The organism is Muricauda sp. SCSIO 64092, from assembly GCF_023016285.1.
In the GTDB taxonomy this organism is placed as follows: domain Bacteria; phylum Bacteroidota; class Bacteroidia; order Flavobacteriales; family Flavobacteriaceae; genus Croceivirga.
Genome location: NZ_CP095413.1, coordinates 3,572,914 through 3,596,516, shown reverse-complemented (window position 1 = coordinate 3,596,516; position 23,603 = coordinate 3,572,914). Strand labels below are relative to the sequence as shown.

Genomic DNA, 23,603 nt, shown 5'->3' with positions numbered 1-23,603 from the left:
ATTTTAGTGCCTGAATCAAACCTTTGGCAATTGGTATGGAGGTCATTTCTTTAGCATTGTTTGGGAGGTAGGTTCGATCAACCAATAGCATAGCATGAAGTTTACATCATTTCTGGAACCGTTGGGCAGCAATCGGCATCCAATATGGCCCTAGTGCAGTTCCTTAACGTTTTCCAATACTTTTTTAGGTACCTCATGGGCTATCATCGACTTCATAAATTCATAGGCCGGTTTTGCCATTACCCGACTCATAGGAGGTTCAATAATGGGGGGTTCACCATTATTGGCCCCGTAAATCCTCTCAATTTCCTTGTTGTTCCTGTTTACTACATCCAACAGGTATTCATCTGCATCACTTCCATCTTTTAAGGATATTTTCTTTCCACAAAGCGCTTTTACATCTGCGACAGTAAACCTATGGGGAAGGTAAATAGGTAAGTACTTGATGCGGTGCGGATAACGTTCATTCAAAATTTCCAGTTGGGTTTTTATGGCCCGCGGGGTCATTTCGGTTGACGCTACCGAGTTGATGATGGCCCCCAATTCAGAATTATAGTTTATTTCCTGGGTCACTAAAGAATCCTTCCCAAGGATATGCTTGATATATAAATTCTTGTCATTGATGATGCACAAAAAAACATTCTTCTGCTTAAGATGGGCCAGATCGGCTATTCCCTCACATCTATTGACGGTCTGAAATAGTTTATAGACGGAATACAAGCCCGAATTTTCAAAAATCCCACCATCGTTATAGTGCCCTTTGGTTTCAATTTTTGCGGCAGGACTCAATAAGGGAAATCTATTCGAAGTCGAGGAGGCTTTATAATAATCCAGTGTATATTTATCTGTACTCCCACATAAATCATTTCTGGTAATTTCCAGAATATCATCCGCGCCTTTATACAATTCCTTTCTAAGCATTGTGTTTGTTGTATCGAATCCAATACTGGCTGCCATTCCCTGATTTCCCTTGATATTCGTGGTATTGGCAATGAATATGGGAAAATTGGAGTTGGAGGAATCATAGAAATATTTCCAATACGATCTGAAATTCGTCCTGTTGGGATCGCACTTATAACCATCCTTCGTCAAGCGGGCATAATGCTCCATTACCTTATTCGATCTATCGGTACCGCTTGCATCTGCCGGATAAAAAAGATAGGTAAGCAAATCCCTTCCCAGGGCATGGGTCATATCCATGGATAGAATGTTCTCCGTAGCCACGGAGTCGATAAGGCGTTGTCTTGCCGTTTTTTGGTCTGCATTGGGGTACTTGTCCCAAATGGAGAAGAAATTGATCATCCCCATGGTTCCACCTGAAACTCCTGAAATACCAACGGTCTTTTCAAAAAACCGTTCATCATTACTGGACAGTTCGTTTAAAACGGTCATGGTCCAGGCATTTGATTTCATCCCTCCTCCGTAGCATCCAATATAGTAACGGGTTTCAAGTGAATCCAAGTTCTCCATAAAATCCGCAAACACCAGTTCATTGTCCAGGTCCCGTTTTACCGGTTGAAGGGTAAAGAGATCGTTCCCAGCACTTTTGGTAATCCCGTAGAGTGCCAATAACAGGATAAATACTGAGGTACTCAAGTATTGAAATGTCCTGAATCTTTTCTGGTCGCTTTTGGATGTTACAGAACTTCCGATTGTAGTGGCAGCTACATTTTTTCGATAATTGTGGTATATCCAGTTCTTGTTGAAAACAACCAGGACCCCATAAACAAAAAACAAAACGGCCAGGATGATAATGATGGTACTGAAGGAAAGTGCCAAGGAACTATCAAAATTTATGATCAGGAGGAATATGAAGTTTATAATCCCATAAAAGGCATTGATCTGTAAAAAGGTGATATTATTGCTAAAGGCCCCAAATCTTAAACCGGCAAAAAATCTGAGAAGGCGGGAGTTGGCGGCCAAATTATATGTTTTAAAACATTTGATTACGGCCAACCTTTTACAATAGTAATTGTCTTTATCCTTTTCCTCACAGTCCAGTTCCTGAACCATTAATTCCCCTTCTGCATCTTTGGATCCATCATTCAATTTTCGCTCTGGTCCCTTGAGAAAGGAATTGATAATAGAGGTGGAGTATTCATTGAACAACACTATTCGAAGTACCGACCGAAACGATCGATAAAAAATGTAGGTGAAGAGTTGCCCCACTATACACAAAAGACTCAAGCGAACGGTCCATTCCCCGTATTGTAAGTTTTCACAAAACAGTAAAATATAACCTAATAAGAAGTGGGAGGCTATCGTAAACAGAAACAATACAAGATACACTTTGACCGGTATGTTGATGGTCTTAAGGCAGTTATACCGTTCACTACAAAAATCACTTGGTTTGGAACTGGGGTCAGGTTTGGAATCTGAAGTGGAATCACGATCATCTTCCTTAACCGTATTCTTTGCTTCACATCCCCGGAACAATTTTTTAAACCAGGAACGTTTGGACAAGCTGGATACGGCAAGATTAGGGCTATAATCCCCATCGTATAGATCTACGACTTTTTCTTTTAGGAATTCGTAATTCATTTGGTACCAATACTGTTTCACCTCCTTTAGGAAGTGCAGCAAAAAGATGGAGACAATCAAAAGGCATAGTGAGAGTGGACCCATTTTCAGATTCCAATCAAAATTGACCTGCGAGGTATAAGAAACCATGTAGAACAGGGATATATAAAAACATATGCCGAGAATGCGGAGCAAAAAATTGATTTTTGATATAACGGATGTAGAATCCGGATTTGTCCGATCGGTATTGTTTCGGTAATAGACAATTCCGATAAGGTTAGCAATGCGGTATTTCGCCATATACCACGTCCTAAAACCCTTTTCTTGATTAAAATAACTGGGATAATGCGCTACAACTATCGCAAAGAACGGAGCAAAGGTCAATAGCAGTAAGAGATTAAAGGGAACCAGGTATAAATCAACAACAATGGAGTTTACTTGTGTGGCCGTTGGCAACAACACACCAATGACCAATAGTACCAACAAGCTATAAAAGGCAGATTTCAAAAACTTTTTTAGTAGGGAAAGGTACTTTTTCCTATTCACGCACTGGTCAATAAAACTGAGTAAGGCAATTACAAATACCAAACCATAAAACAACTTCTTTGCAGTAACAATCCATGTTACAAAGGACTTTTCTATCAGATATATGGTGTTTTCCGCACAGTCAAAGGCGAATGCAAGCAAGGCGAACGTCAAGAATATGATGATCAGTTCCTTTGGATAGCTTAAACCGTTCTCCCGATATCTCCTGTACATATATTTTGCCAAAACCAGCAACAGATAAAATGCCCAAAAGAAATCAACGATGAAAAACAAGTGATATGCATAGGAAAGCCCCTCATCTTTTTTTAGGATATCGGCAATCAATGTACTATTCAAATAAGGCTCAAACTGGGGATGTTCGGCAATGCCCGGAATATTGAAAATCCCGGATATCAGTAACATCAAAATTGATAAAAAAACAAAAATGTAAAAATCATAGGTGTAGTATCCAATGGTATCCAACTTGGCTTTTACCGAGTTCGTTAGGGAATTAAAAATTGGCATGGTTATCAGTTTATTTTACAAAAAGTGGTTTTTCTTTTTTACTCAGCGAGCTTTTGACAACTGATGGAGGGTTCTTCTTTTTTTTCAATCGTACGGATGAGCCCACAGTAAGGGAACAAAAGCAGGAAAAGCCTTGGTTTTCACAATCCAATTATTGATTGAATTCCATTCGTAGGGGCAGCATAGGAAACTACTAAAAAAACAGCATATTCCATTGCGCAAAAACCTTAGAAAAAATAGGGTTTTACTTCAGAGACTTGTTTTATAAAAAATGAGCTCGTCCTGAGTTCACTGCCCATTCCCCTAGCATAAAAGCTCAAAACCCGAATAGTTCGGGAATCCAAAGACTTAAACTGGGGACATAGGTAATCAATACCAATACCACCAACATAATAAGGAATAGGGGCAATAATGGCCTGACCACCTGTTGGATTTTAAGATTGGCCACACCACAGCCCACAAAAAGAACCGACCCTACGGGTGGCGTACAAAGGCCAATACAAAGGTTTAGGATCATGATGATTCCAAAGTGGATGGGGTCAATGCCCATTTGGGTCACAATAGGTAAAAAGATAGGGGTAAATATAAGTACGGCGGGGGTCATGTCCATAAAAATACCTACGAACAGTAAGATCAGGTTGATAATGATCAAAATGACAATAGGGTTATTACTAATACCAAGGAGTCCCGCACTGATTTCCTGTGGAATACTTTCGTAGCTCATGACCCAACTCATGGCCACGGAAGTGGCAATCAACAACATGACAATGGCCGTGGTCTTGGTAGTTTCCAACAAAATGGAGGGCACGTCCCTTATCGTGATTTCCTTGTAGGCAAAGGCCAGTACAAAGGTGTAAACAACGGCTACGGCCGAAGCTTCGGTCGCCGTAAAGATTCCGGCAACAATACCCCCAATGACCACCACTAACAGTAACAGACTGGGCAGGGCATCCAAAAACCGTTTCAGAAAAATGGTGATGCCCACGGCTTTTTCCGTGGGATATTTTTTGATAAAAGCGTACACTCCAGCAACCAACATCAAGGCAATACCGATCAAAATTCCGGGAACATATCCCGCCAGGAACAATGCGGCTATGCTCACTCCGCCACTGGCCAAGGAATAAATGATCAAAATGTTACTGGGGGGAATGATAAGTCCCGTTGTGGCACTGGTGATATTTACGGCGGCACTAAACGATTTATCATAACCTTCCTTTTCCATCATGGGATTCATAAAACCTCCAATGGCCGAGGCCGCTGCAACCGCTGAGCCCGAAATGGCCCCAAACAACATACAGGCAATGATGTTCACAAAGGCCAACCCCCCTGGTAATGGACCTACAATGGCCTTGGCAAAATCAATAAGACGTCTGGCAATACCACCTCTGTTCATAATCTGACCCGCCAAAATGAAAAAGGGAATGGCCAAAAGTGCAAAACTATCCAATGAGGTGGCCATACGCTGGGCCAATGTGGTCACGGCAGGCAATGTGGGCATTGAGACCACCAGGGTAAAAAGTGCGGACAACCCTATGCTATACGCGATGGGTACCCGAATGGCCAACAGAATTACAAAACTTATTACCAATAGTAGTGCTTCAGTGTAATCCATTGGCTTTTTTTAACTGGTTACGTCTTTCAAAAAAGATATCCAAACTAAAATACGTGATCAACATACCTGAAATGGGAACCGCGCTGTAGATCCATCCCAAGGGAATTTCAAGGGCAGCCGATTTTTGGGCTAGAAGAAACGTAAGGTAGCACAGATTTATCCCACCAACGACCATCACACATACGGCGAACAATACAATGGCGAAAGCCACCAGTCCCGTAAAAAAAATAGGCGCCTTTTCAATAGTGGATGCAGGAATAAGATCTATAGCCAAATGAAGCTCCTTTCCGGTGGCATAGGCAGCCCCGTACAATCCCAACCAAATCAGGGAAAAGCTAGCAATTTCATCGGTCAATGTACTGGGGCTGCCCAGAAGGTATCTGGAGACCACCTGCCAAATGACGGAAATCAACATAACGGTCATAATGACCAACAACAGTTTTTCCAAAAGGGTATTTATCCGATTTCGCATTAGTCTATCGCTTTTATCGCTTGCATTAATTGAAATGCTTCGGAATTTGGTTCAAAGAGTTCGTCAAAGGCCTTTGTCTTTTGTGCAAAAAGTGATTTATCGGGATAGTTCACCTGCACATTGGCCGCTTTTATGACCCTTAAGGCCTCTTCCTCTGCCCTGGCCCATACTTCCCGTTGGTATACCGCTGAGGCATCGGCAGCCTTTTGTAACCACTCCTTCTCTTGGTCGTTCAACCGATTCCACGTTTCAGTGCCGATCAATAGCACATCGGGTACCGCAGTGTGTTCGTCAAAACTATAGAATTTACAGACCTCATAGTGTTTTGAAGTATGGAAACTGGGAAGGTTGTTTTCCGCTCCATCAACGACGCCTTGTTGCAAGGCCGTATACAGTTCTCCCCAGGAAATGGGTGTGGGTGCGCCTCCCAACTGCTGCACCATGCTCACCGCCATATTACTTTTCTGCACCCTTATTTTCATCCCTTCCAAGTCTTCGGGGGTCTCAATGGGTCTGTCCTTGGTATAAAAACTACGGCTTCCCGCATCATAAAAGCAGAGTCCACGTAGCCGATAGTCGCTTCCCTTCATCAAAAATTGACGCCCAACCGAACTATCATAAACCTTGTGGGAATGGGCTTTGTCCCTAAAAAGGTAGGGAACACTCAAAACCTTATACTCAAAAACAAAATTCTCCAATACGGCCCCTGAAACCTTGGTAATGTCCAAACTGCCAATTTGCAACAGTTCCAAACATTCCCTTTCCGCTCCCAATTGTCCACTGGGATAGATTTTTACCATAAGCCTTCCTTTAGAAAGCGTGTCCAGGTGTTCGCCCAAATTTACCATGGCTTGATGTACTGGATGATTGGTATCCAATCCATGGGCCAAACGCAAGATTTTTGTGCTCTCGGGAGATTTACAGGCAAGAATCGCCACCGCACAAAAAAACCCTAATATCCACTTGGTCTTCAAGCTATCCCCTAATTTTTTTGATTCGATCCAAAGCCTCGGAAACGGAGCTGGCTATGGCCCCAAAGTCTTTCCTATCTAAGGATTCTTTATTGAACAACTGACTGCCCATACCCACGCAATGCACTCCGGCATTGAACCAGGCTTCCAGATTTTCCTGGGTGGGTTTTACCCCTCCCGTGGGCATTACGGGGACATGGGGAAAGACCGCTTTGACCGATTTCACAAAACCGGGGCCCAACACATTTCCCGGAAAAATCTTGATGAGAGCCGCACCCAATTGTCGGGCCTGATGGATTTCCGTAACCGTACCGCAACCGGGAACCCAGAATACACTGTTCTGGTCGGCAAAATGGGCAATTTCTGGAATCAGGGCAGGTGATACTACAAACTTTGCCCCTTTTTCCAAAAACTTTTCAGCGTCCTTTGCGTTAAAAATGGTTCCGATACCTAAACTGAGGTCATCATATCGCTTGGCATGCTCAGCCAATAGGCCAAATACCTCCAGCGCATTTTCACCACGATTGGTAAATTCAAATACACGAACCCCTCCCTTATAACTGGCATCCAATACATTTTTGGCCACTTCGCCATCACTGTGATTAAAAACGGGTACCAACCCCGTTCTTTGCATCTGGTCCAATAGGACTTCTATGGTCGTTTTCCCCTCTGTGGTTCTTTTCATCGTGATACCCTTCCAGAGGCGTCCCCGCCCATTAATTTTTCAACCTCATCAACGGTTACCTGATTGGCATCACCCTTTATAGTGTGTTTAAGACAAGACGCGGCCACAGCAAAATCCAAGGCTTTTTGGTCATCCCCATCATAGGTAAGTAGCCCATAGATCAATCCGCCCATAAAGGAATCCCCGCCGCCAACACGATCTACGATATGGGTAATCTGATAGGTATCCGACTCAAAAAGCGTTTTACCATCATAGAGCACTCCCGCCCAAGTATTGTGTGAAGCACTGATCGATCCCCGTAAGGTAGTGATCACCTTTTTGGCCTTCTTGAATTTGTCCATCATTTGTTGGCAGACCGATTCAAAGGCTTTGGTACTCACGGAATGTCCCTGGGTCACATCCACTCCGGTTGGATGGATACCAAAATGTTTTTCGGCATCTTCCTCATTACCAAGGATAATATCACAATATTCCACGAGGGGCGTCATGATTTTCTCGGGTTCCACCCCGTAGTTCCATAGTTTTTTTCGATAGTTTAAATCGGTTGAAATGGTAATTCCCATACTGCTGGCCACTTCACACGCTTCTAAACAAGCATCGGCAGCACCCTGGGAAATGGCCGGGGTAATACCGGTCCAATGGAACCATGCTGCATCCTTGAAAATGGATTCCCAATCCACCATGCCCTTTTCAATCTGTGACATGGCAGAATGTGCACGATCATACACCACTTTGCTGCCACGGGCCACAGCACCGGTCTCTAAAAAATAAATGCCCAAACGGTCCCCGCCCCAAACGATATGGTCCACATTGACCCCACGTTTTCTGAGTTCCATTAAGGCACATTTCCCAAGGTCGTTATTGGGCAGACGGGTTACAAAATCAACGGGAATACCATAATTGGCCAAAGAAACGGCAACATTGGATTCGCCCCCTCCATAGATGGCCTCAAAGGAATGGGTTTGGGAGAATCGTAAAAAACCGGGAGGGGCCAAACGTAACATGATTTCACCAAAGGTGACGACTTTTTTCATTATTGTATGGAATGTTATAGGTTGTTCATTGGTTACAGGAATTCAAGAAACCGGATATTTTCTTGTGATTACACAAAAAGTACAAAATTTTTATTTACTTTGTGCAATCGATTGCACAATATTAGTGAATTAATTTTAAATGCAACATAATTTCCTTAAAATTCATCCAAGAGACAATGTTTTGGTGGCCTTACATGACTTGAAGGCGCAATCCGAAATCCGTTCCAACGGCACTGTTTTTTCGTTAAAGGAATCCATTAGGGCCAAGCATAAGTTTTCGGCACAACATCTTAACGTGGGCGATACCATCTTTATGTATGGTGGTATGGTGGGAAAGGCATGTGAACCCATTTCTCCCGGAGAAGCACTCACAGTGGACAATGTGGCCCACCAAACCGAGGATTTTGGAAAACGAATCCCAAACCTGTCCTGGAACAAACCCGATGTCTCTAAGTTCAAAAGTCGAACATTTGATGGCTATCATCGTTCCGATGGACAAGTGGGCACGGGCAATTATTGGGTGGTGATTCCCCTGGTCTTTTGTGAGAACCGAAATGTTTCGGTCATGAAGGATGCCTTCCTGGAAGAATTGGGGTTTGTACGTCCCAATAAATACAAACACTATGTGCGTCAGTTGGTTTCCAATTTCCAAGAGCAAGCCCATTCCATGGAAAAGCCCTACGTATTGGAAGAAGAGCTTACCGTATCACCTATTTTTGACAATTTGGATGGCATCAAGTTCCTTACCCACCAGGGAGGATGTGGCGGAACACGACAGGATGCCGAAATGCTGTGTGCACTCATCGCGGGTTACCTTAATAACCCCAATGTGGCAGGAGGAACCATTTTAAGCCTGGGGTGCCAGAATGCCCAGATTTCCATTTTAGAGGAAAGGTTAAGGAAGTTCCATCCCCATTTTAACAAACCACTCTATATTTTTGAACAACAGCAAGAAGGGAAAGAAGAGGATTTATTGACCAAGGCCATAGCGCAAACCTTTCAAGGGCTGGTTGTTGCCAATAACCTAAAAAGGCAGCCCGCAACATTGGATAAGCTCACCATAGGTTTGGAATGTGGGGGATCGGATGGTTTTTCGGGGATTTCAGCAAATCCTGCGGTAGGTCATGTCTCGGATGTTTTGGTGGCCCTTGGTGGAAAAACCATTTTAGCCGAATTTCCCGAACTCTGTGGGGTGGAACAACAGTTGATCGATCGTTGTACTCAAGATGACATTGCCAAAAAGTTCACCCATCTTATAAGGACCTATTCAACCCTGGCTGAAGCCGTAGGTTCAGGATTTGATATGAATCCCAGTCCAGGAAACATCAAGGACGGTCTCATTACCGATGCCATGAAAAGTGCCGGGGCGGCAAAAAAAGGGGGCACCTCTCCCATCACCGATGTTCTGGACTATGCAGAATACGTTAAAAATCCAGGGCTTAACCTTTTGTGTACTCCGGGCAATGACGTGGAAAGTACCACGGCCTTGGCAGGTTCCGGGGCCAATATCATCTTGTTCACCACAGGATTGGGTACTCCAACGGGAAACCCTATTGCCCCGGTCATCAAAATCTCTTCAAATACTGATTTGGCCAAACGCATGCCCGATATCGTTGATGTGGATGCCGGCGGAATCATTACTGGAAACAAATCCATTGGACAAATGGGGGAAGCCTTGATGGAACATATCATAGCAGTGGCCAGTGGAAAAATGAAAACTAAGGCACAATTATTAAATCAAGACGATTTTATACCTTGGAAACGGGGTATCTCCTTATGATGTAGCAAATGAACAACCTATTCGACATCAACCATAAAAAAATTGTGATTACGGGCGGAACAGAGGTTTTGGGGCATATGCAGGGGTTTAAAAATTCATTGCCGCAAAAAGGCTACAACAGCCCATGGGCCGGTACGGGCCAAAAGACCCTGTAAGCCTTTCGGATATCGGACAAGGGAAGAAATACAAAAGCGCAAACAACAAGTTGAAGAAGCGGGATTGGTTGGGGCCATAATGGAGAGTGCACCCATCCATGAAGAAATCAAATGTTGGACGACCTGCATAAAAAACCAATCCGGGATATACGGGAATCGGTCGGTTAAAGGGTTGGGCCGAACTCCGGAGATTGGAGCATGCGATAGCGGTTCAATGAAATGTCCGTTGTGCCATTTCCATGGCCTTTGATCTTTTTGGCGCGAATTGTATCTTTAAGTGCTTCAAGTTTTCAAGGACACAAATCCCTAAATTAAAGCATGAACACCACAAACAGGTACAAGGTTATTTTGGTTGATGATGAGGTCGAGGCCTTAAAAAGGCTGCACCTCTTTTTGGGCAAGGTCGGGCCATTGGACATTGTCGGTTCCTATCAAAACGGAGTGGAAGCCTTGGATGGTATTCAAAAAAACAGACCCGACATTGTATTTATCGACATTGAAATGCCCGAAATGAATGGTTTGGAGGTACTCCAGAACTGTTCTCCACCTTATCCCTACTTTGTGTTTGTCACGGCTTATGATGCCTATGCCGTTGAGGCATTTGAGAAAAATGCCGTCGATTATATTTTAAAACCCTATTCAAAAGAGCGTATTGAACAAGCGGTCCATCGGGCAACGGACATTATTGAAAAGGAAAGACTGGCAAAAAACGCAGAAAACTATAAAAACCTCCTACTTTCTTTTTCCGAACGGAAACCCGCATTTCCTGACAACGACACCTATGTAAAACGCATTGCAGTAAAATCCGTGGGCAAAACCTCATTTATAGAGGTAAAGAATATCCTATGGATTGAATCCTCTGACCAATATGTGGAGGTACATACCGCAGGCAAAACCACTGTGGTCCGGGAGTCCATGGATCAGTTGGAACAAAACCTGAACCCCCATGAATTCTTTCGAATCCATCGATCGTATATTGTTTCATTGGACCAGGTAGAAGCTTTGGAATATATTGATAAGCATGCCAGTATGACCATCCTAAAGAATGGAAAACGCCTAAAAATTTCCAATAGTCGGAAACAGGAGTTCAAAAAAAGAATGGGCATTTGATTTTGTGATCCTTTTCCCCAATCCTTAAATTCCCGTTTTCGCAACTTGGAACCCCCACTTAGCAACTCGCGCCTTTTTTACCATTTGAACTGCGGATAAGTTTGTCCTGAATTTTAAAATTAAAAACCATGTTAGTGAAAAAAGTATCCCTAATTTTATTTGCAATGGCCTTGGTATACCAAACGGCAAATGCCCAAGATGCCAAGAAAGCCATTAAAACAATTGCCGCCCAGTTTGTAAAAGGCGCCGATAAGCAGGACGCCGCTCTGCTGGAAGATGTATTGGAACCCGGTTCACTTCAATATGTTTTGATCGGCGGCAAGTTCAACACCTTTACGGCCGAACAATACATTAAGATGGTCGCCGATAAAAAGTTGGGTGGAAAGCCAAGAAAAATCAACTACCAACATGCGGAGTTTTTGGGAGATAACTTAGCAGTGGTGGTACTGCAGGCCGTTAGTTCGGAGTACGATTTCCTCTATCAGCTGTCCCTGGCAAGATCGAACAGTGGCAAATGGGAAATTGTTGGGGTAACCACTGAAATCAAAGGAGTGTAAGGTGAAGTATTCAAGCACAATCTTCTTAGTGGGCCTTTTGGTGTCTGTTGGTCTTTTTGGCCAGCAGACCCATCAAACGGATGGCATATCATTAACGTACACCATTTCGGATAAGCACTTGGTCTGTGAGTTAAAAGCTGAAACTTTAGGGTGGGTCGGTGTTGGGTTCAACACCGAAAATTCCATTGTAGGGAGCGACCTCCTGCTCTTCAATATCGTTAAGGGGGAAGCCTCATGTGTGGACCTTTTCGTAAAAAGTGCAGGCAACCCCTTACCTGATGAAGCTTTGGGGGGCAAACACACTATTGAACTATTGGATTCTGAAGAAAAGAACAGCACTACTAAGGTCAAGTTCTCCATTCCGCTTAGTTCAGGGGACCCTTTTGATTTCAAACATGAAATGGGCAAGCGTTTTTGGCTTATCCTGGCCTATTCCGTGGCCGATGATTTTAAACATCATTCCAGGGTACGAAGGCACATTCCCATAACCTTGAAACCCTAATAGGATAAAATTCAATTTTGTACCTTTTTACATGGACTCGACCAAAATGCGACCAAAAAGATGGGCCATTCATTTGATTTGGGTAGTGGCCGCCCTATTTACCAGCACGCAACTTTATCTAAAGGTCCTTGATGCCAATGGTACGGAAAGCTGGTTCAAACTTTTTTGGATACAGTTGTTGGTATGGAGTATTTGGGGCCTTTTTAGTCCTGGTATCTTTTGGTTGGGAAAGCGCTTTAGAATCGATAGACAAACCTATTTTCAAGGTGTTTTTATACATATCGTTTTCGCTGTTCTCATTGTTTTGGCCTATCTGGCACTTTATTCGCTCATCTGGAATTTCCTAGGGGTGGGATCGGTCAATTGGCAGGGATTCCAAACCTATTTCAAGGTATTCTTTTTAAACCTTTTTCATTGGCATTTCTTTATCTACATGGCCATTATTGGTGGTTCCCATGCCCTTCAATACCATAGGGAATCCGAAAAACGGGCAATGGAATCGGCTTCACTGGAAAAACAACTGATTTTAAGCGAATTAAATACTATTAAGGCCCAACTTTCCCCCCATTTTCTGTTCAATACCATCAACAATGTAATCAGTACCATAGAACAGGGAAAAACCAATCGGGCTTCGGGAATGTTGGTGCGCCTAGGGGATTTTTTGAGGTGTTCCCTCCAGGAATCAAAACATGATATGATCTCCCTAAAAAAGGAATTGGAATACATAAGGACTTATTTGGAAATCGAAAAGTTTAGAAATCCAGAACTCCAGATTTTGATTGATGAAAAGAAAGAATTGTTGCACCATCGTATCCCTAATTTTATTTTGCAGCCCATTGTTGAAAATGGTATAAAACACGGTATATCAAAATCCAAGAAGGCAAATCGAATAGAACTGGGCATGGAACAAACCGATTCTTCGCATTGGAAACTATGGATCTATAATGAAGGGCCACCTTATACAAGCCATAAACCAACACACGGAAAAGGTATTGGTCTTAAAAATACGCAGGACAGGTTAACGCAGGTCTACCAGGGTAAGGCTTCCATTGAACTTATGGCTACGAACGATGGGACTTTGGTCGAAATCAAATTGCCCTTGGTATAGCACTGGCCTTGAGTTCGTATTGACCTATACCGGAGAGCGCTATCACTCCACCGAATAGCCACACTTTTTTTCCATTTCACGATAGTACTCTTGGAGCACGTAAAAGGCCTTCTTTTTGAATCCGCCGTTCGAAATCAGCCCCTTTCTGTTCCCCCCCTAATGAATCAATGCTATATTTCCAGTTGCCGTTCAAAGCGGTCGATGGTCAGTTATTGGCTTTTTGCAATAGCGGTTCGCGGGCCGAAAATTGTAAAATGGCCATCAAGTCCCAACAATCCAACCCCCTTTCTTTTTACCTTTTGTCCAAGGTGTTTTGCTAGCTTTTGTACTTGCATCACTTATTTTTTATCAATCAGTAGGCTATCGTTGATCTTGGTGTTGTAAAACACTATGTGTTTGGTATGTTTCAGCACTTCCGGTTGTTTGGCCTCCTTAACAGTGACGTCCTCAAAATAAATCCGTTCAATGGGTGCTTCCGGTCTGCCGTTTATGGTAATGGACTTTTTTGTTGCCCGGCCAATATGGATGTTCTGGAAATAGAAATCACGGTATTGGGTGAAGTATTCGTTTCCGCGCCAACCATGGTAGTCGGTGGTAAATTCAAATCCATATTTTACCTGGCCCGCCTGAATATTACGGATGAACACATTCTCGATAAATCCGCCACGATCGGGATTGCTCTTGAACTGGAAGGCATGTTTTTCACTTACCGAAAGACTGCAGTTTTCCACAAAAACATTGCGAACCCCTGCGGACATTTCGGAGCCGATACAAAAACCACTACCCACTTTGGTATCAAAAGTGTTATTGCGCACAATGATATTCTCCGATGGAGGGTAATCCCACCCGTCCTGATCTCGCCCTGCCTTTATGGCCACACAGTCGTCATACGTTTTAAAAATGCAATCCTCAATAAGCACATCCGTACAGCTTTCGGGATCAATACCGTCATCATTGGAAGTTCCTGCCAAAATGGTCAGTTCGCGGACGGTTATATTGGATGACAATACAGGGTGGATGGTCCAAAAGGGACTTCCCTGAATTGTAAAATCTTCCAACAAGATATTGCTACAGTTGATGAATTCAAGGGCCGATGGCCTTAGAAAGTGGCCTTTGCCAAACACCCTTTGTTCCAAGGGAGCTTGATCATTGCCCATCTGCCTCAGTTTTTTTTGGTCTTCTTTCTGTAATTCCAACCATGCTGCCCAACTTTTTGAAGCCTGTCCATCAATCATGCCTTTACCGCTTATCGCTATGTTTTCATTATCCGCGGCGTAGATCAAAGGGGAATAATTCATTAAAAAAGTACCTTCCCAACGGGATTTGACCATGGGCAAATAGTCCTCGGGGTTTGGGGAAAAAAGAAGCGTTGCCCCCTCCCCAATATGCAAATGAACATTTGATTGTAAAAAAATGCTCCCCTTTACTGGATAGTCACCGGGGGCTATTCTTAGGGTTCCTCCCCCAGCTTTGGAAAGGGTTATCATGATTTGGTTGATGCGATTTCGAAAGTCCACAGTATCCTTTAGCACCACAATGGTGTCACGGAAGGTTGGTGGATGTATCCGTTCCAGAATCCTGGGATAGGTTTCTTGCCATGCCCGTGCTATGTGCCGCTGGGCAACGGTCTTGGTAAAGTCTTTTTTGGAAGTGTTGCAGCCAAGGCAGCAAAACGCCAGTAAAACCATTGGGAAAATGCTCCCAAAACCAAGATATCCCAATAGGGTTCGAGACGGCCCGATCATTGACCTAAAGAAATTCATATTGATATACTTTACTTAAAAATCGCAATCCAAATGCCGTGGCAATATCCCTGTAAATCAATTTCATCTGTCCATTGCCTTTGGTCTTTTGTCGAATCTCAAAATAACCTCCCGCCAGGTTTTTATCGGCATGGTCTTTGGAAAATTGATTTTTAAGGGTAAAGTCCAAAGCTTTTTTTATGTTTTCCAAGAAGTCCGGTTTCCCCAGTTCCATCAATCGCAACCAGAGGATTCCTGCAAAAGCGGTTCCCGAACCACAGGGTGAACGATCATCAACGGTACCATCCGCGTAGCTTACATAAAAAATGACCCCATTTTCCTGTTGAATTGAAGCCAGTCCCTCCGCAGTTTTCATAGCTGCACTTAAGTACTTTTTATCCTTGGTAAGGGTGTAGGCCTCAACCAAAGCTTCGGCATTCCATGTATTGAATCGGGCGTGGATTTTTCCGGTATTTGAATCGTTCGGTTCAAAATCCATCCAAAAGCCATTAGCGCTTTGACGTTCTATAAGGCCATCACAAAGTGCCAAAAATGCTTTTTTGTAACGTTGCTCACCGTTAAAAAGGTACATATCCTTCCAAAGATAGCCCTCGGCATTGGGCCGTGCCACTTGTTGGATAGTGATTTCATGGCCTTGATGTTGTGCATGGGGGCTTCGGTCTTTCCAAATTTCCCCCGTTAAGGGGTCAACGATGTTGTAACTAAGCCTATGTTCCGGAAGGTACAGATTATCCAAAATCCATTTCCCCGCAGCGGTTGCGACTTCTGCGTATTTGGTGTCCCCAGTACTATCGGTTAGGTCGAAAAGGCCCGGTGTGCCATCCGTAATCGTGGTCGTATTGATCAAATTACCCACGCTGGCCCCATGAATTGCTTTCAAATACCCTTCCAAAACATGCCCTTTGGGAAATTGCAGGCTTACCCACCAATCCCCCGCTTTTTTTGCCTGTTCAAGGGCCTTTTTATTTTGGGTAACCTCATAGGCCGCCAATAGCCCTTGGATCAATTGACCCGTATGCCAGGCAGGTTCATATTCGGACCATTTTCCCGTAATCATTTCATAATCGCCCCTAGCTTTTCCATCCTCATCCAAACAAGCTTCACTCGCATGTTGTACCCCCAGATGTAAAGAGGCCTCAATCTTTGCCCTGTAGCCGTTTGAAAGCCCCAGTTGTTGTTTTTGACCACAGGCCTGAAGAGCTAAAAACAAAAGTAGAAAAAAGGGAACTCGCTTCATTGTGGAAGGATTTTGATATTTAAGGTATCCAAGGTAGTGTCCTGCGACCAAAAGAAGGGGGTATCCTCGTTTTTTGGATGTTGTACCCTAATGTTTTCCAAGGTCAGGTTATCCGTATGGGCCACAATAAACCGTCCTTTTTCACGGACAAAGTCAGCAGTTGAAGGCCAGTCCTTTACTTTTCTGTTCCCTTTCGGTTTTTTCCATTTGGAGGTGTCCAACGTCCCACTAAGGGTTATTCCAATATCTTTCAAAACGATATTGGAGATGTGCTGTTGGGGATGTCCGGACAAATAGAAAATGCCCTTGGTGTTGAACTGACAATTTTCAAAGCGAATATCTTCTATCTGCCCCACAGGAGAGTTTTCCAACCGTTGGTGAATGTCCATAAAAATACCGTACTCCTGACTGTGGCGAGCGCCGGTTTCAACATCGATATCCTTAAAGCGTATGTTTTTGTATAGACCACCATCCATCATAAATAAGGCCATACCGTATCGCGTCTTTCGGATGGTAATGTTCTCAAAGGTGACGTTTTGGGTCAAATGGCCGCTCCCCGTTCCTAATTTTAAGGCAGAATCGTCACTTTCAATATAGCAATCACGTACCAGCACGTTTTCCACAGTTCTTGGCCTGGCATTGCCTTTTGGATCGTACCATAGCTCTTTTTTTGAGGTTACCTTAAGGCAAATGGCATCGTCACCCGTACGGATATCGCAGTTGGTCACGGTAACGTCCTTGGAATTTCTAATGTCGATACCATCCGTATTTGGACTTCTGGGGTCATTTTTAATGGAAACACTGTCTACCAGCACATTTTGGCAAAAATTCAGATTTAGGACATGGGAGGGACTATTTTCCAGGTGGATGCCACGAATAAGTACATTTTTTGCATCACTGATAACTATCCAGGGCTGCGGACGTTCCGAAAACTTCCACTCCTCGGTAAAGAAAGCCGTACCATTTCCATTGATGGTACCATGCCCAATTAGTTTTAGGTTGTCCGCATAGGGTGCGGAGATAAAATGATTGTTTGGGTAGTCCTTCATGTCACCACTGGCCAATAAGGTGGCCCCTTCATCCAATTGTATGGTGATGTTAGGTCCCAGGACAATGGCCCCTGTCACAAACGTTCCCTTGGGAATTTTTACCGTGCCTCCTTTTTTCAAGGCTTGGTCTACCGCCAATTGAATGGCTTGCGTGTTGAGGGTCTTGCCATCCGGAACGGCCCCAAAGTCAAGTATATTGAACACCTGGTCTTTGGCCTTTTGGCAGGAGGCGTTCGAAATCACCAGGAAAATTAGGAACAACCGTTGAAAATGCCCCATCATTTGGTGTACTTTTTATCGTATGCCCTAACCTGTTCTTCATCTACCTCGACCCCGAGACCAGGCCTATCGCTGATATAGAGGCGACCATCTTTAAATTCGGGAAATCCCTTAAGGCAATCGAAGGCTCCGGGGGCCTTTTCCCGCAGTGCAAATTCCTGGGGCAGGCTTGCCATTTTAGTGGCACACACCCAATGGAGCATGCAAACCGTGCTTAAAGAGGGTCTGGAGTTATGGGCGACCAGTTTTACGCCTTTTTTGGCAATGTAGTCCCCAATCTGTTTTCCGCCTGTAAAACCACCACATTTTAGAAGGTCGGGGTTCACCGCCCATGATCCACCGTAGGTCAACAAATGCTGAATCTGTTCCACAGTATAGGCATGTTCCCCAAAGACAATGGGAATGTCCACCTGTTCCACAATGGCTTTTATGGCTTCATAGTCATAAGGTGCGGTGGGTTCTTCCCACCAGGCAAGGTCAAAAGCTTCCAATTCCTTGCCCAATGCTATGGCCCTTTCCCTAGTATGCCCCATATTGGCATCCATGGCCAAATTGATGTTTGGACCAATTGCTTCCCGCAATGCCCCTGCAAAGGCCACTGTATTGTCGTTGGGTGGATCTTGGTTTTCCAATCCCCATCGCATGCGGAACTTTAGGGTCTTATATCCTTCCCCAACCAATTGCCTTGCTTTTTCCGCTGCTTGTTGGGGAGTGGGGTACACATCACGGGTAAAACTGGCATAGATTTCCACTGAATCCCTGATTTTACCCCCCAATAGTTCATACACCGGTTTTTGTACCACTTTCCCCATAACATCGTAGATGGCGCAGTCAATTCCGGAAATGGAGTATGTCAGGAGTCCGCCTGGCCCTAAATCGTATTCGGACTTGATACAGTGGTCCCATGTTTTCCCTACATCAAAGATATTGGTCCCTTCAAAGTAGTTTTTTAGTGTTTTTTCAATCAACGTACGGGAGCTCCGCTTGTCATTGGGCATGGCCTCTGCCCAGCCTTTGCTACCGTTATTGAGTTCTACGGACACAAAGAGTGCTTTTTTAAGCATAAAAGTGTCGATATCCTTAATGACAAAATCATCATCCCTGGCCATCCCGCGATAATCGTCCAGGGTTGAAATCCCTTTACACGTGACCGCGCCAATGGGAAAAGGCAACCCTGTTGCCAAGGTTGCCGATGAAATCGCTTTAATGAATTCCAATCTATTCATCCATTACAATTTCCTGAAATTAGAACCAATCAACTCAACTTAAACTTTATTTATTCCCTGGGCGTACCATCAAAATTAAGGGTCCAGCCCAGCGTCCAATCATCATCCGGGGAAACTGCGCCCACAAAATTTACTGCATCAAAGAAATTCCCTAAGGTGGAGGCATCGGATGAATTGGCAGTAGAAATGCCCACAAAAATATCCGTCAGGACAATTTCATCTTCCGAATTATTGTTGGCAGGGTCCCTAAAATCATTGCTTACGCTGATATGAAGGCCATCGTCATCCCCATCCGCACCATTGCCAAAAACCGCTGAATTCTTAATGACCATAGTCCCACCATTCCTATTTCGAAAGGAATCATCAAAACCTGTGACTATAGTGTTATGGAATGCTCCATTCGCATCATCGCGCAAGCGCACCCCTTCAGTATCCCCTGGTCCATCCCCTACGATATTTGGTCCAATTACCGTAATATTGGACATAACGGCATCTGAGTTTCTAGGAGATTCGTCTGTGTCCCTTCCATTCAAACCAATACTATCATCCACATCAGTTACAATCGCCCAAAATTGTCCATTGCCTTCCCATCCATCGCTATATCGGATTCCACGATCATCCGGTTGGGTCACCAAAATGTGTTTTAAGTTTACATAGCCTCCACGCATTCGAATACCGGTATCATCCGTGTTGTGAACCTGCACATAATCAATTGTGGTTGCACCGCCAACCTGCCTGAGTTGGAGGGCTTCATCGCCATTGCCCCCATTTTCTATACGGACATACTTCAAAATTCCAGAACTGTCTTCTGGAGAATCATCCCCACGGAGTACCACTCCGAGCCAATCTCCCTTATCCGGGGTTTCGGGCTGATTAGGTGCTACGTTGATAGTGTTAAACAGTATAGGATTCTCTTGCGTTCCCTCTGCTATAAGTGCTCCCCCTATTTGCACATCCAAGGTACCAGAAATAATTATTGGGTCTGGTTGCAGGGGTGGACTAGCAGGTACTATGGAATCCATAGCAAAAATTGAAGTTCCCTCCTGTATAGATAATGTGGTGATATCTTCAACAGTAACTGCTCCTTTTAATAACCACAGATTTTCATTATCAAAGGATTCATCAAAATTTATTCTTCCCTTTACCAGCTTAAAAGAGGTTCCATTAATTTCCACATCTTCAATGGTAAAGGTAGGAGCCACTTCAGATACTGTTGCCGCAAATGTGGCTGTATCGGTTTCACCGAAAGTATCGGTCACGGTAAAGGTGAACGTTTGGGTGGTACCCAATAAGTTTTCTGTGATAAAAAACTCCAAACTATAATTGTCCTCTCCTTCCGTCCGATCCGAATAATTGATTTGATCAATTATCGTACTCCCTCTTTGTACCACAAAATTTCTGAACAAAGCAGAGGCTTCAAAGGAAACGTCCACTCTAATGGTCTGTCCTATCCTAAATTCACCACTTTCAAGGGATAAATCCACACTTGGTGCCTCAAAAGTCAATACCCCGTTATCTTCTTCCTCGCTACATGAGATAAGCAAAAACAATGAGCAAAGCCCTATTCCTAAATACTTTTTTAACGACATTTTCCTAGAATTTAAAGTTAACTCCAAACCGAGCGGACCAATCATAGATTTCATAATTGACCACTTGGCTCCTAATGGATTGATAGGTGACCACTGGATCGTTGGTGAGGTTAATGAACTCAACGAACAGGGTTAGATTATCCGTAATCTCCTGAGAGGCATTGATATCCAACTGATAGCGCTCTTCCAAAAAGAAATCAAGGTCCGGGGTATTGGCAGGGCTAAATAGGGAACTTCCGTTGTAATTCAACGATACCCGCGAACTAAATCCGCCTTTATCATAAGAAATGGCGGCATTCCAAGTATGGTCTGCCTGACCTGGAAAAGTGACGCCATCGCGCACTTCCTGGTTTCCCTCATCATTTAAGAAGGAAAAACTACTATCCGAATTCACATAGGTATAGTTTGCAAATATGCCCAAGCCTGAGAGAAAGCCCGGAAGAAAATCAAGTTTCTTCACAAAGTTGAGCTCAACCCCAATCAATCTGGCCTCATCCCCATTGACCGGTTCATTTAACAGAAACAGTTCATTGTTGAAATCCACATTGGAAAACTGTCTAAAAATGAACGTAGAAATGTCTTTATAAAAGACCCCACCGGAAATAACCCCTGCCCCTTTGAGGTAATGCTCAAAAAGCAAATCGAAGTTATTGGACTCCGCAGGCAATAAATCTGGATTGCCCCTTGTCAACTGCTGATCGGCAAAGTTGATGTTCTCTGCAGGAACTAAATCCTGTAAAGTTGGCCTTGCATAGGATTGGGTATAGGCAAACCGTAGATTTGTTCGTTCACCCAAGTCATATTTTAAATGCACCATAGGCAATAAAAAATCATAGGAATTATCCCCGGATATGGGTTCGGACGAAATGGGAACTGCTGGAGCCCCATCTTGGGCAGGCGGTTCAATCTGTAATTCGAGGGCATCATAGAGCACATCCGTTTTTTCATAACGAACTCCCGCCAGTATCCGTAATTTTTTTAACTGAATCTTACCCTGAACATAAGCTGCATATACGTCTTCCCCAGCATTAAAGAAGAAACTCTCTGTGTTGATTCTGGATGCATTCTCATCAAATTGATAGGCATTTTGAAACAATCTAAAATGCTCCCTTGCAGCATTTGGACTGGGAAATTGCCCCATTTGATAGCGGCCATCGAAGATGGTACCATCATGACCATCCAAAACCTGACTTAAGTTGTAAGGGCCGTCAAAAGCATTGTACTCGACGGTATTTCTTCTCCGTATATTGTCCAAATCCCGATACTTTCCACCTGTTTTGAATTCTCCTGAATTATTCCCCAATCGAAAGGGAACTGTTAGGTTCAATCGAGCCACCGTATTATCCCCTCGATTTAAGATGGGCTTGTCTTGTTGAAACGAATTGAAATCATAGGCGCTGTAATCCTCAAAGTCAAAATCGGGCGAGGAAAAAATGGTAAAATCACCATCCCTTTCCTGAACAAGGGTCAAGTCCCGTTCCCTAAAGACAAAGCGATCGCTTCGCAGTCGCCTTTCATTTCTGGAGTAATTAATGGCATAGTCCAGCTTGGCAAAATCCCCCAAGGGATGGTTACCCTCCAAGGATATGTTAATATTTTCCCTGGTAATGACCCTATCGTTGATGTCCCTGCGCACACGGACATCGTTGTCGGGACCCGCCACATTCGGATTTGAGGAATCGTTGTAATTATTCCTTGGTCTAAAGCGTGTTCTTCTTCTTAAGGATTCGTCCTCCAGTCTGTTAAAGGTGGCCTTGAAGATAAGGGAAGAATTCTCGGAAAAACGATAATCAAAAGTGGTATTGACCCCTACCCGGGTCCTCTCATTTAACAACGGTCTGAGCCTATAATCATCAAGAACGAAAGCTTCAAAGCCATTCGGGTCGATATCAGGACCGCTTTTGGGAGAACCAACAAATCGATTCCGATAGGTAGCCTCAAAACGCTCCTCACCATTGAAGGTGTTGTAATAGCTTCCCCCCAATAACACACCAAATTTGTTGTCGGCAAATCGTTTATCCAATTTAATTCGATACACCTGGCTTCCTTTATCGAACAAATTGTTGTAGCCACCGGAAATGGTACCTTTTACCCTACCTGTGGAGGACGTGGCCGTTGGCGTAATCAAATTAATGGCACCTCCTACGGCATCACCGTCCATATCCGGGGTAATGGCTTTGCTCACTTCCATGGAGGCCAATTGATCTGCAGGTATTAAATCGAGACTTTCGGTTCTGCCGCCTGCTTCATCCGTTGTAGGAATCTGCTCCCCATTAACGGCTATTGTCGTAAAGTTTTGGGGAGTCCCCCTAATCTTTACAATACTTCCTTCACCATTGTTCCTATCAATATTGACCCCGGGAACACGTTGCATGGCCTCACCCACATTGATATCGGGGAAACGGCCTATTAAATCCGATGAGACAATGGTTTTGATGTTGTCCGCATTTCGTTGTTGGTTCAATGCCCTTTGCTGTCCATCAAAACTTCCCGTGATGATAACCTCTCCCAATTGATTAAGTTCGGGGTTCAGGACAACATCATCAAGAGCCATCAAATCCTTATCCACATTGACTTCCAAGATTTGTTTTTGATATCCGATGTACGAAAACTCCACTTGGTGGGTGCCAAAAGGTATTTTATCCAACTGAAAAAGCCCATCCAACGAGGTACTTGTCCCAGCGTTTAAATTACGAATGACCACGGTGGCCCCAGGCAATACCTCGCCCTGATCGTCCATTATCTTCCCCGTTATCGTTCCAAAACTTTGAAATGGCGGGTTTGCCCCGCCATATAGTACACAATTGGCATTCCCAGATAATCCCAAACCGAATGTCAGAAAAAAACAAAGGTGCCATTTTAACCTATAGAGCATTTGATACATACTGCAACCTTTTTAATGAG

18 protein-coding genes are annotated in these 23,603 nt (G+C 43.9%); 6 read left to right on the top strand and 12 right to left on the bottom strand.

Annotation, left to right across the window (positions count from 1 at the left end; translation table 11 throughout):
- Nucleotides 1-150 precede the first annotated feature (150 nt).
- The 6 genes from L0P88_RS15285 to L0P88_RS15260 form a co-directional block, all read right to left on the bottom strand.
- Nucleotides 151-3,570, bottom strand: a complete 3,420-nt coding sequence (locus L0P88_RS15285; RefSeq protein WP_247130802.1) for a hypothetical protein — start codon at nucleotides 3,568-3,570, stop codon at nucleotides 151-153.
- Between the two features lie 316 nt (nucleotides 3,571-3,886).
- Nucleotides 3,887-5,182: a TRAP transporter large permease gene (locus L0P88_RS15280; RefSeq protein WP_247130801.1), complete on the bottom strand. Its 1,296-nt coding sequence runs from the start codon at nucleotides 5,180-5,182 to the stop codon at nucleotides 3,887-3,889.
- A complete protein-coding gene (locus tag L0P88_RS15275; RefSeq protein ID WP_247130800.1) occupies nucleotides 5,169-5,654 on the bottom strand; it encodes a TRAP transporter small permease in 486 nt (161 codons plus the stop codon). The genes L0P88_RS15280 and L0P88_RS15275 overlap by 14 nt, the downstream gene beginning before the upstream one ends.
- On the bottom strand, nucleotides 5,654-6,628 hold the full coding sequence (locus tag L0P88_RS15270) for a TRAP transporter substrate-binding protein (protein ID WP_247130799.1): 975 nt from the start codon (nucleotides 6,626-6,628) through the stop codon (nucleotides 5,654-5,656). The genes L0P88_RS15275 and L0P88_RS15270 overlap by 1 nt, the downstream gene beginning before the upstream one ends.
- Before the next feature lies 1 nt (nucleotide 6,629).
- Nucleotides 6,630-7,310 carry a bifunctional 4-hydroxy-2-oxoglutarate aldolase/2-dehydro-3-deoxy-phosphogluconate aldolase gene (locus L0P88_RS15265; RefSeq protein WP_247130798.1) on the bottom strand — a complete coding sequence of 227 codons (681 nt, stop codon included), beginning with the start codon at nucleotides 7,308-7,310 and terminating at the stop codon, nucleotides 6,630-6,632.
- Entirely contained in the window at nucleotides 7,307-8,344 is a 1,038-nt protein-coding gene (locus L0P88_RS15260) for a sugar kinase (RefSeq protein ID WP_247130797.1), read from the bottom strand. The genes L0P88_RS15265 and L0P88_RS15260 overlap by 4 nt, the downstream gene beginning before the upstream one ends.
- Nucleotides 8,345-8,483: 139 nt before the next feature.
- Here L0P88_RS15260 and L0P88_RS15255 point away from each other — a divergent pair, with 139 nt between their 5' ends.
- The 6 genes from L0P88_RS15255 (at nucleotide 8,484) to L0P88_RS15230 (ending at nucleotide 13,556) form a co-directional block, all read left to right on the top strand.
- Nucleotides 8,484-10,124, top strand: coding sequence for a UxaA family hydrolase (locus L0P88_RS15255; protein WP_247130796.1), 1,641 nt, complete (start codon nucleotides 8,484-8,486; stop codon nucleotides 10,122-10,124).
- An 8-nt stretch (nucleotides 10,125-10,132) separates the two neighbouring features.
- Nucleotides 10,133-10,279, top strand: a complete 147-nt coding sequence (locus L0P88_RS15250) for a hypothetical protein (protein ID WP_247130795.1) — start codon at nucleotides 10,133-10,135, stop codon at nucleotides 10,277-10,279.
- 318 nt (nucleotides 10,280-10,597) lie between these two features.
- Entirely contained in the window at nucleotides 10,598-11,389 is a 792-nt protein-coding gene (locus L0P88_RS15245) for a LytR/AlgR family response regulator transcription factor (RefSeq protein ID WP_247130794.1), read from the top strand.
- A gap of 134 nt (nucleotides 11,390-11,523) precedes the next feature.
- Nucleotides 11,524-11,946 (top strand): nuclear transport factor 2 family protein, encoded by a 423-nt coding sequence (locus L0P88_RS15240; protein WP_247130793.1) that lies wholly within the window; start codon nucleotides 11,524-11,526, stop codon nucleotides 11,944-11,946.
- 1 nt (nucleotide 11,947) lies between these two features.
- The gene (locus L0P88_RS15235; protein ID WP_247130792.1) at nucleotides 11,948-12,448 is read left to right on the top strand and encodes a DOMON domain-containing protein; all 501 of its coding nucleotides are present in this window, start codon (nucleotides 11,948-11,950) and stop codon (nucleotides 12,446-12,448) included.
- A gap of 31 nt (nucleotides 12,449-12,479) precedes the next feature.
- Nucleotides 12,480-13,556, top strand: a complete 1,077-nt coding sequence (locus L0P88_RS15230) for a sensor histidine kinase (protein ID WP_247130791.1) — start codon at nucleotides 12,480-12,482, stop codon at nucleotides 13,554-13,556.
- A 338-nt stretch (nucleotides 13,557-13,894) separates the two neighbouring features.
- On the opposite strand, the gene L0P88_RS15225 is transcribed toward L0P88_RS15230, so the two are convergent.
- The 6 genes from L0P88_RS15225 to L0P88_RS15200 are packed head-to-tail and all read right to left on the bottom strand — an operon-like array spanning nucleotide 13,895 to nucleotide 23,583.
- Complete coding sequence (locus tag L0P88_RS15225; RefSeq protein WP_247130789.1) at nucleotides 13,895-15,319, bottom strand: glycoside hydrolase family 28 protein; 1,425 nt, start codon at nucleotides 15,317-15,319, stop codon at nucleotides 13,895-13,897.
- The gene (locus L0P88_RS15220; RefSeq protein WP_247130788.1) at nucleotides 15,306-16,556 is read right to left on the bottom strand and encodes a beta-L-arabinofuranosidase domain-containing protein; all 1,251 of its coding nucleotides are present in this window, start codon (nucleotides 16,554-16,556) and stop codon (nucleotides 15,306-15,308) included. Before L0P88_RS15220 ends, L0P88_RS15225 begins: the two co-directional genes overlap by 14 nt.
- Nucleotides 16,553-17,887, bottom strand: a complete 1,335-nt coding sequence (locus L0P88_RS15215; protein ID WP_247130787.1) for a glycoside hydrolase family 28 protein — start codon at nucleotides 17,885-17,887, stop codon at nucleotides 16,553-16,555. The genes L0P88_RS15220 and L0P88_RS15215 overlap by 4 nt, the downstream gene beginning before the upstream one ends.
- The gene (locus L0P88_RS15210) at nucleotides 17,884-19,110 is read right to left on the bottom strand and encodes a mandelate racemase/muconate lactonizing enzyme family protein (RefSeq protein ID WP_247130786.1); all 1,227 of its coding nucleotides are present in this window, start codon (nucleotides 19,108-19,110) and stop codon (nucleotides 17,884-17,886) included. The genes L0P88_RS15215 and L0P88_RS15210 overlap by 4 nt, the downstream gene beginning before the upstream one ends.
- Nucleotides 19,111-19,160: 50 nt before the next feature.
- Nucleotides 19,161-20,699 carry a hypothetical protein gene (locus L0P88_RS15205; protein ID WP_247130785.1) on the bottom strand — a complete coding sequence of 513 codons (1,539 nt, stop codon included), beginning with the start codon at nucleotides 20,697-20,699 and terminating at the stop codon, nucleotides 19,161-19,163.
- Between the two features lie 4 nt (nucleotides 20,700-20,703).
- Nucleotides 20,704-23,583 carry a TonB-dependent receptor gene (locus L0P88_RS15200; RefSeq protein ID WP_247130784.1) on the bottom strand — a complete coding sequence of 960 codons (2,880 nt, stop codon included), beginning with the start codon at nucleotides 23,581-23,583 and terminating at the stop codon, nucleotides 20,704-20,706.
- Nucleotides 23,584-23,603 lie beyond the last annotated feature (20 nt).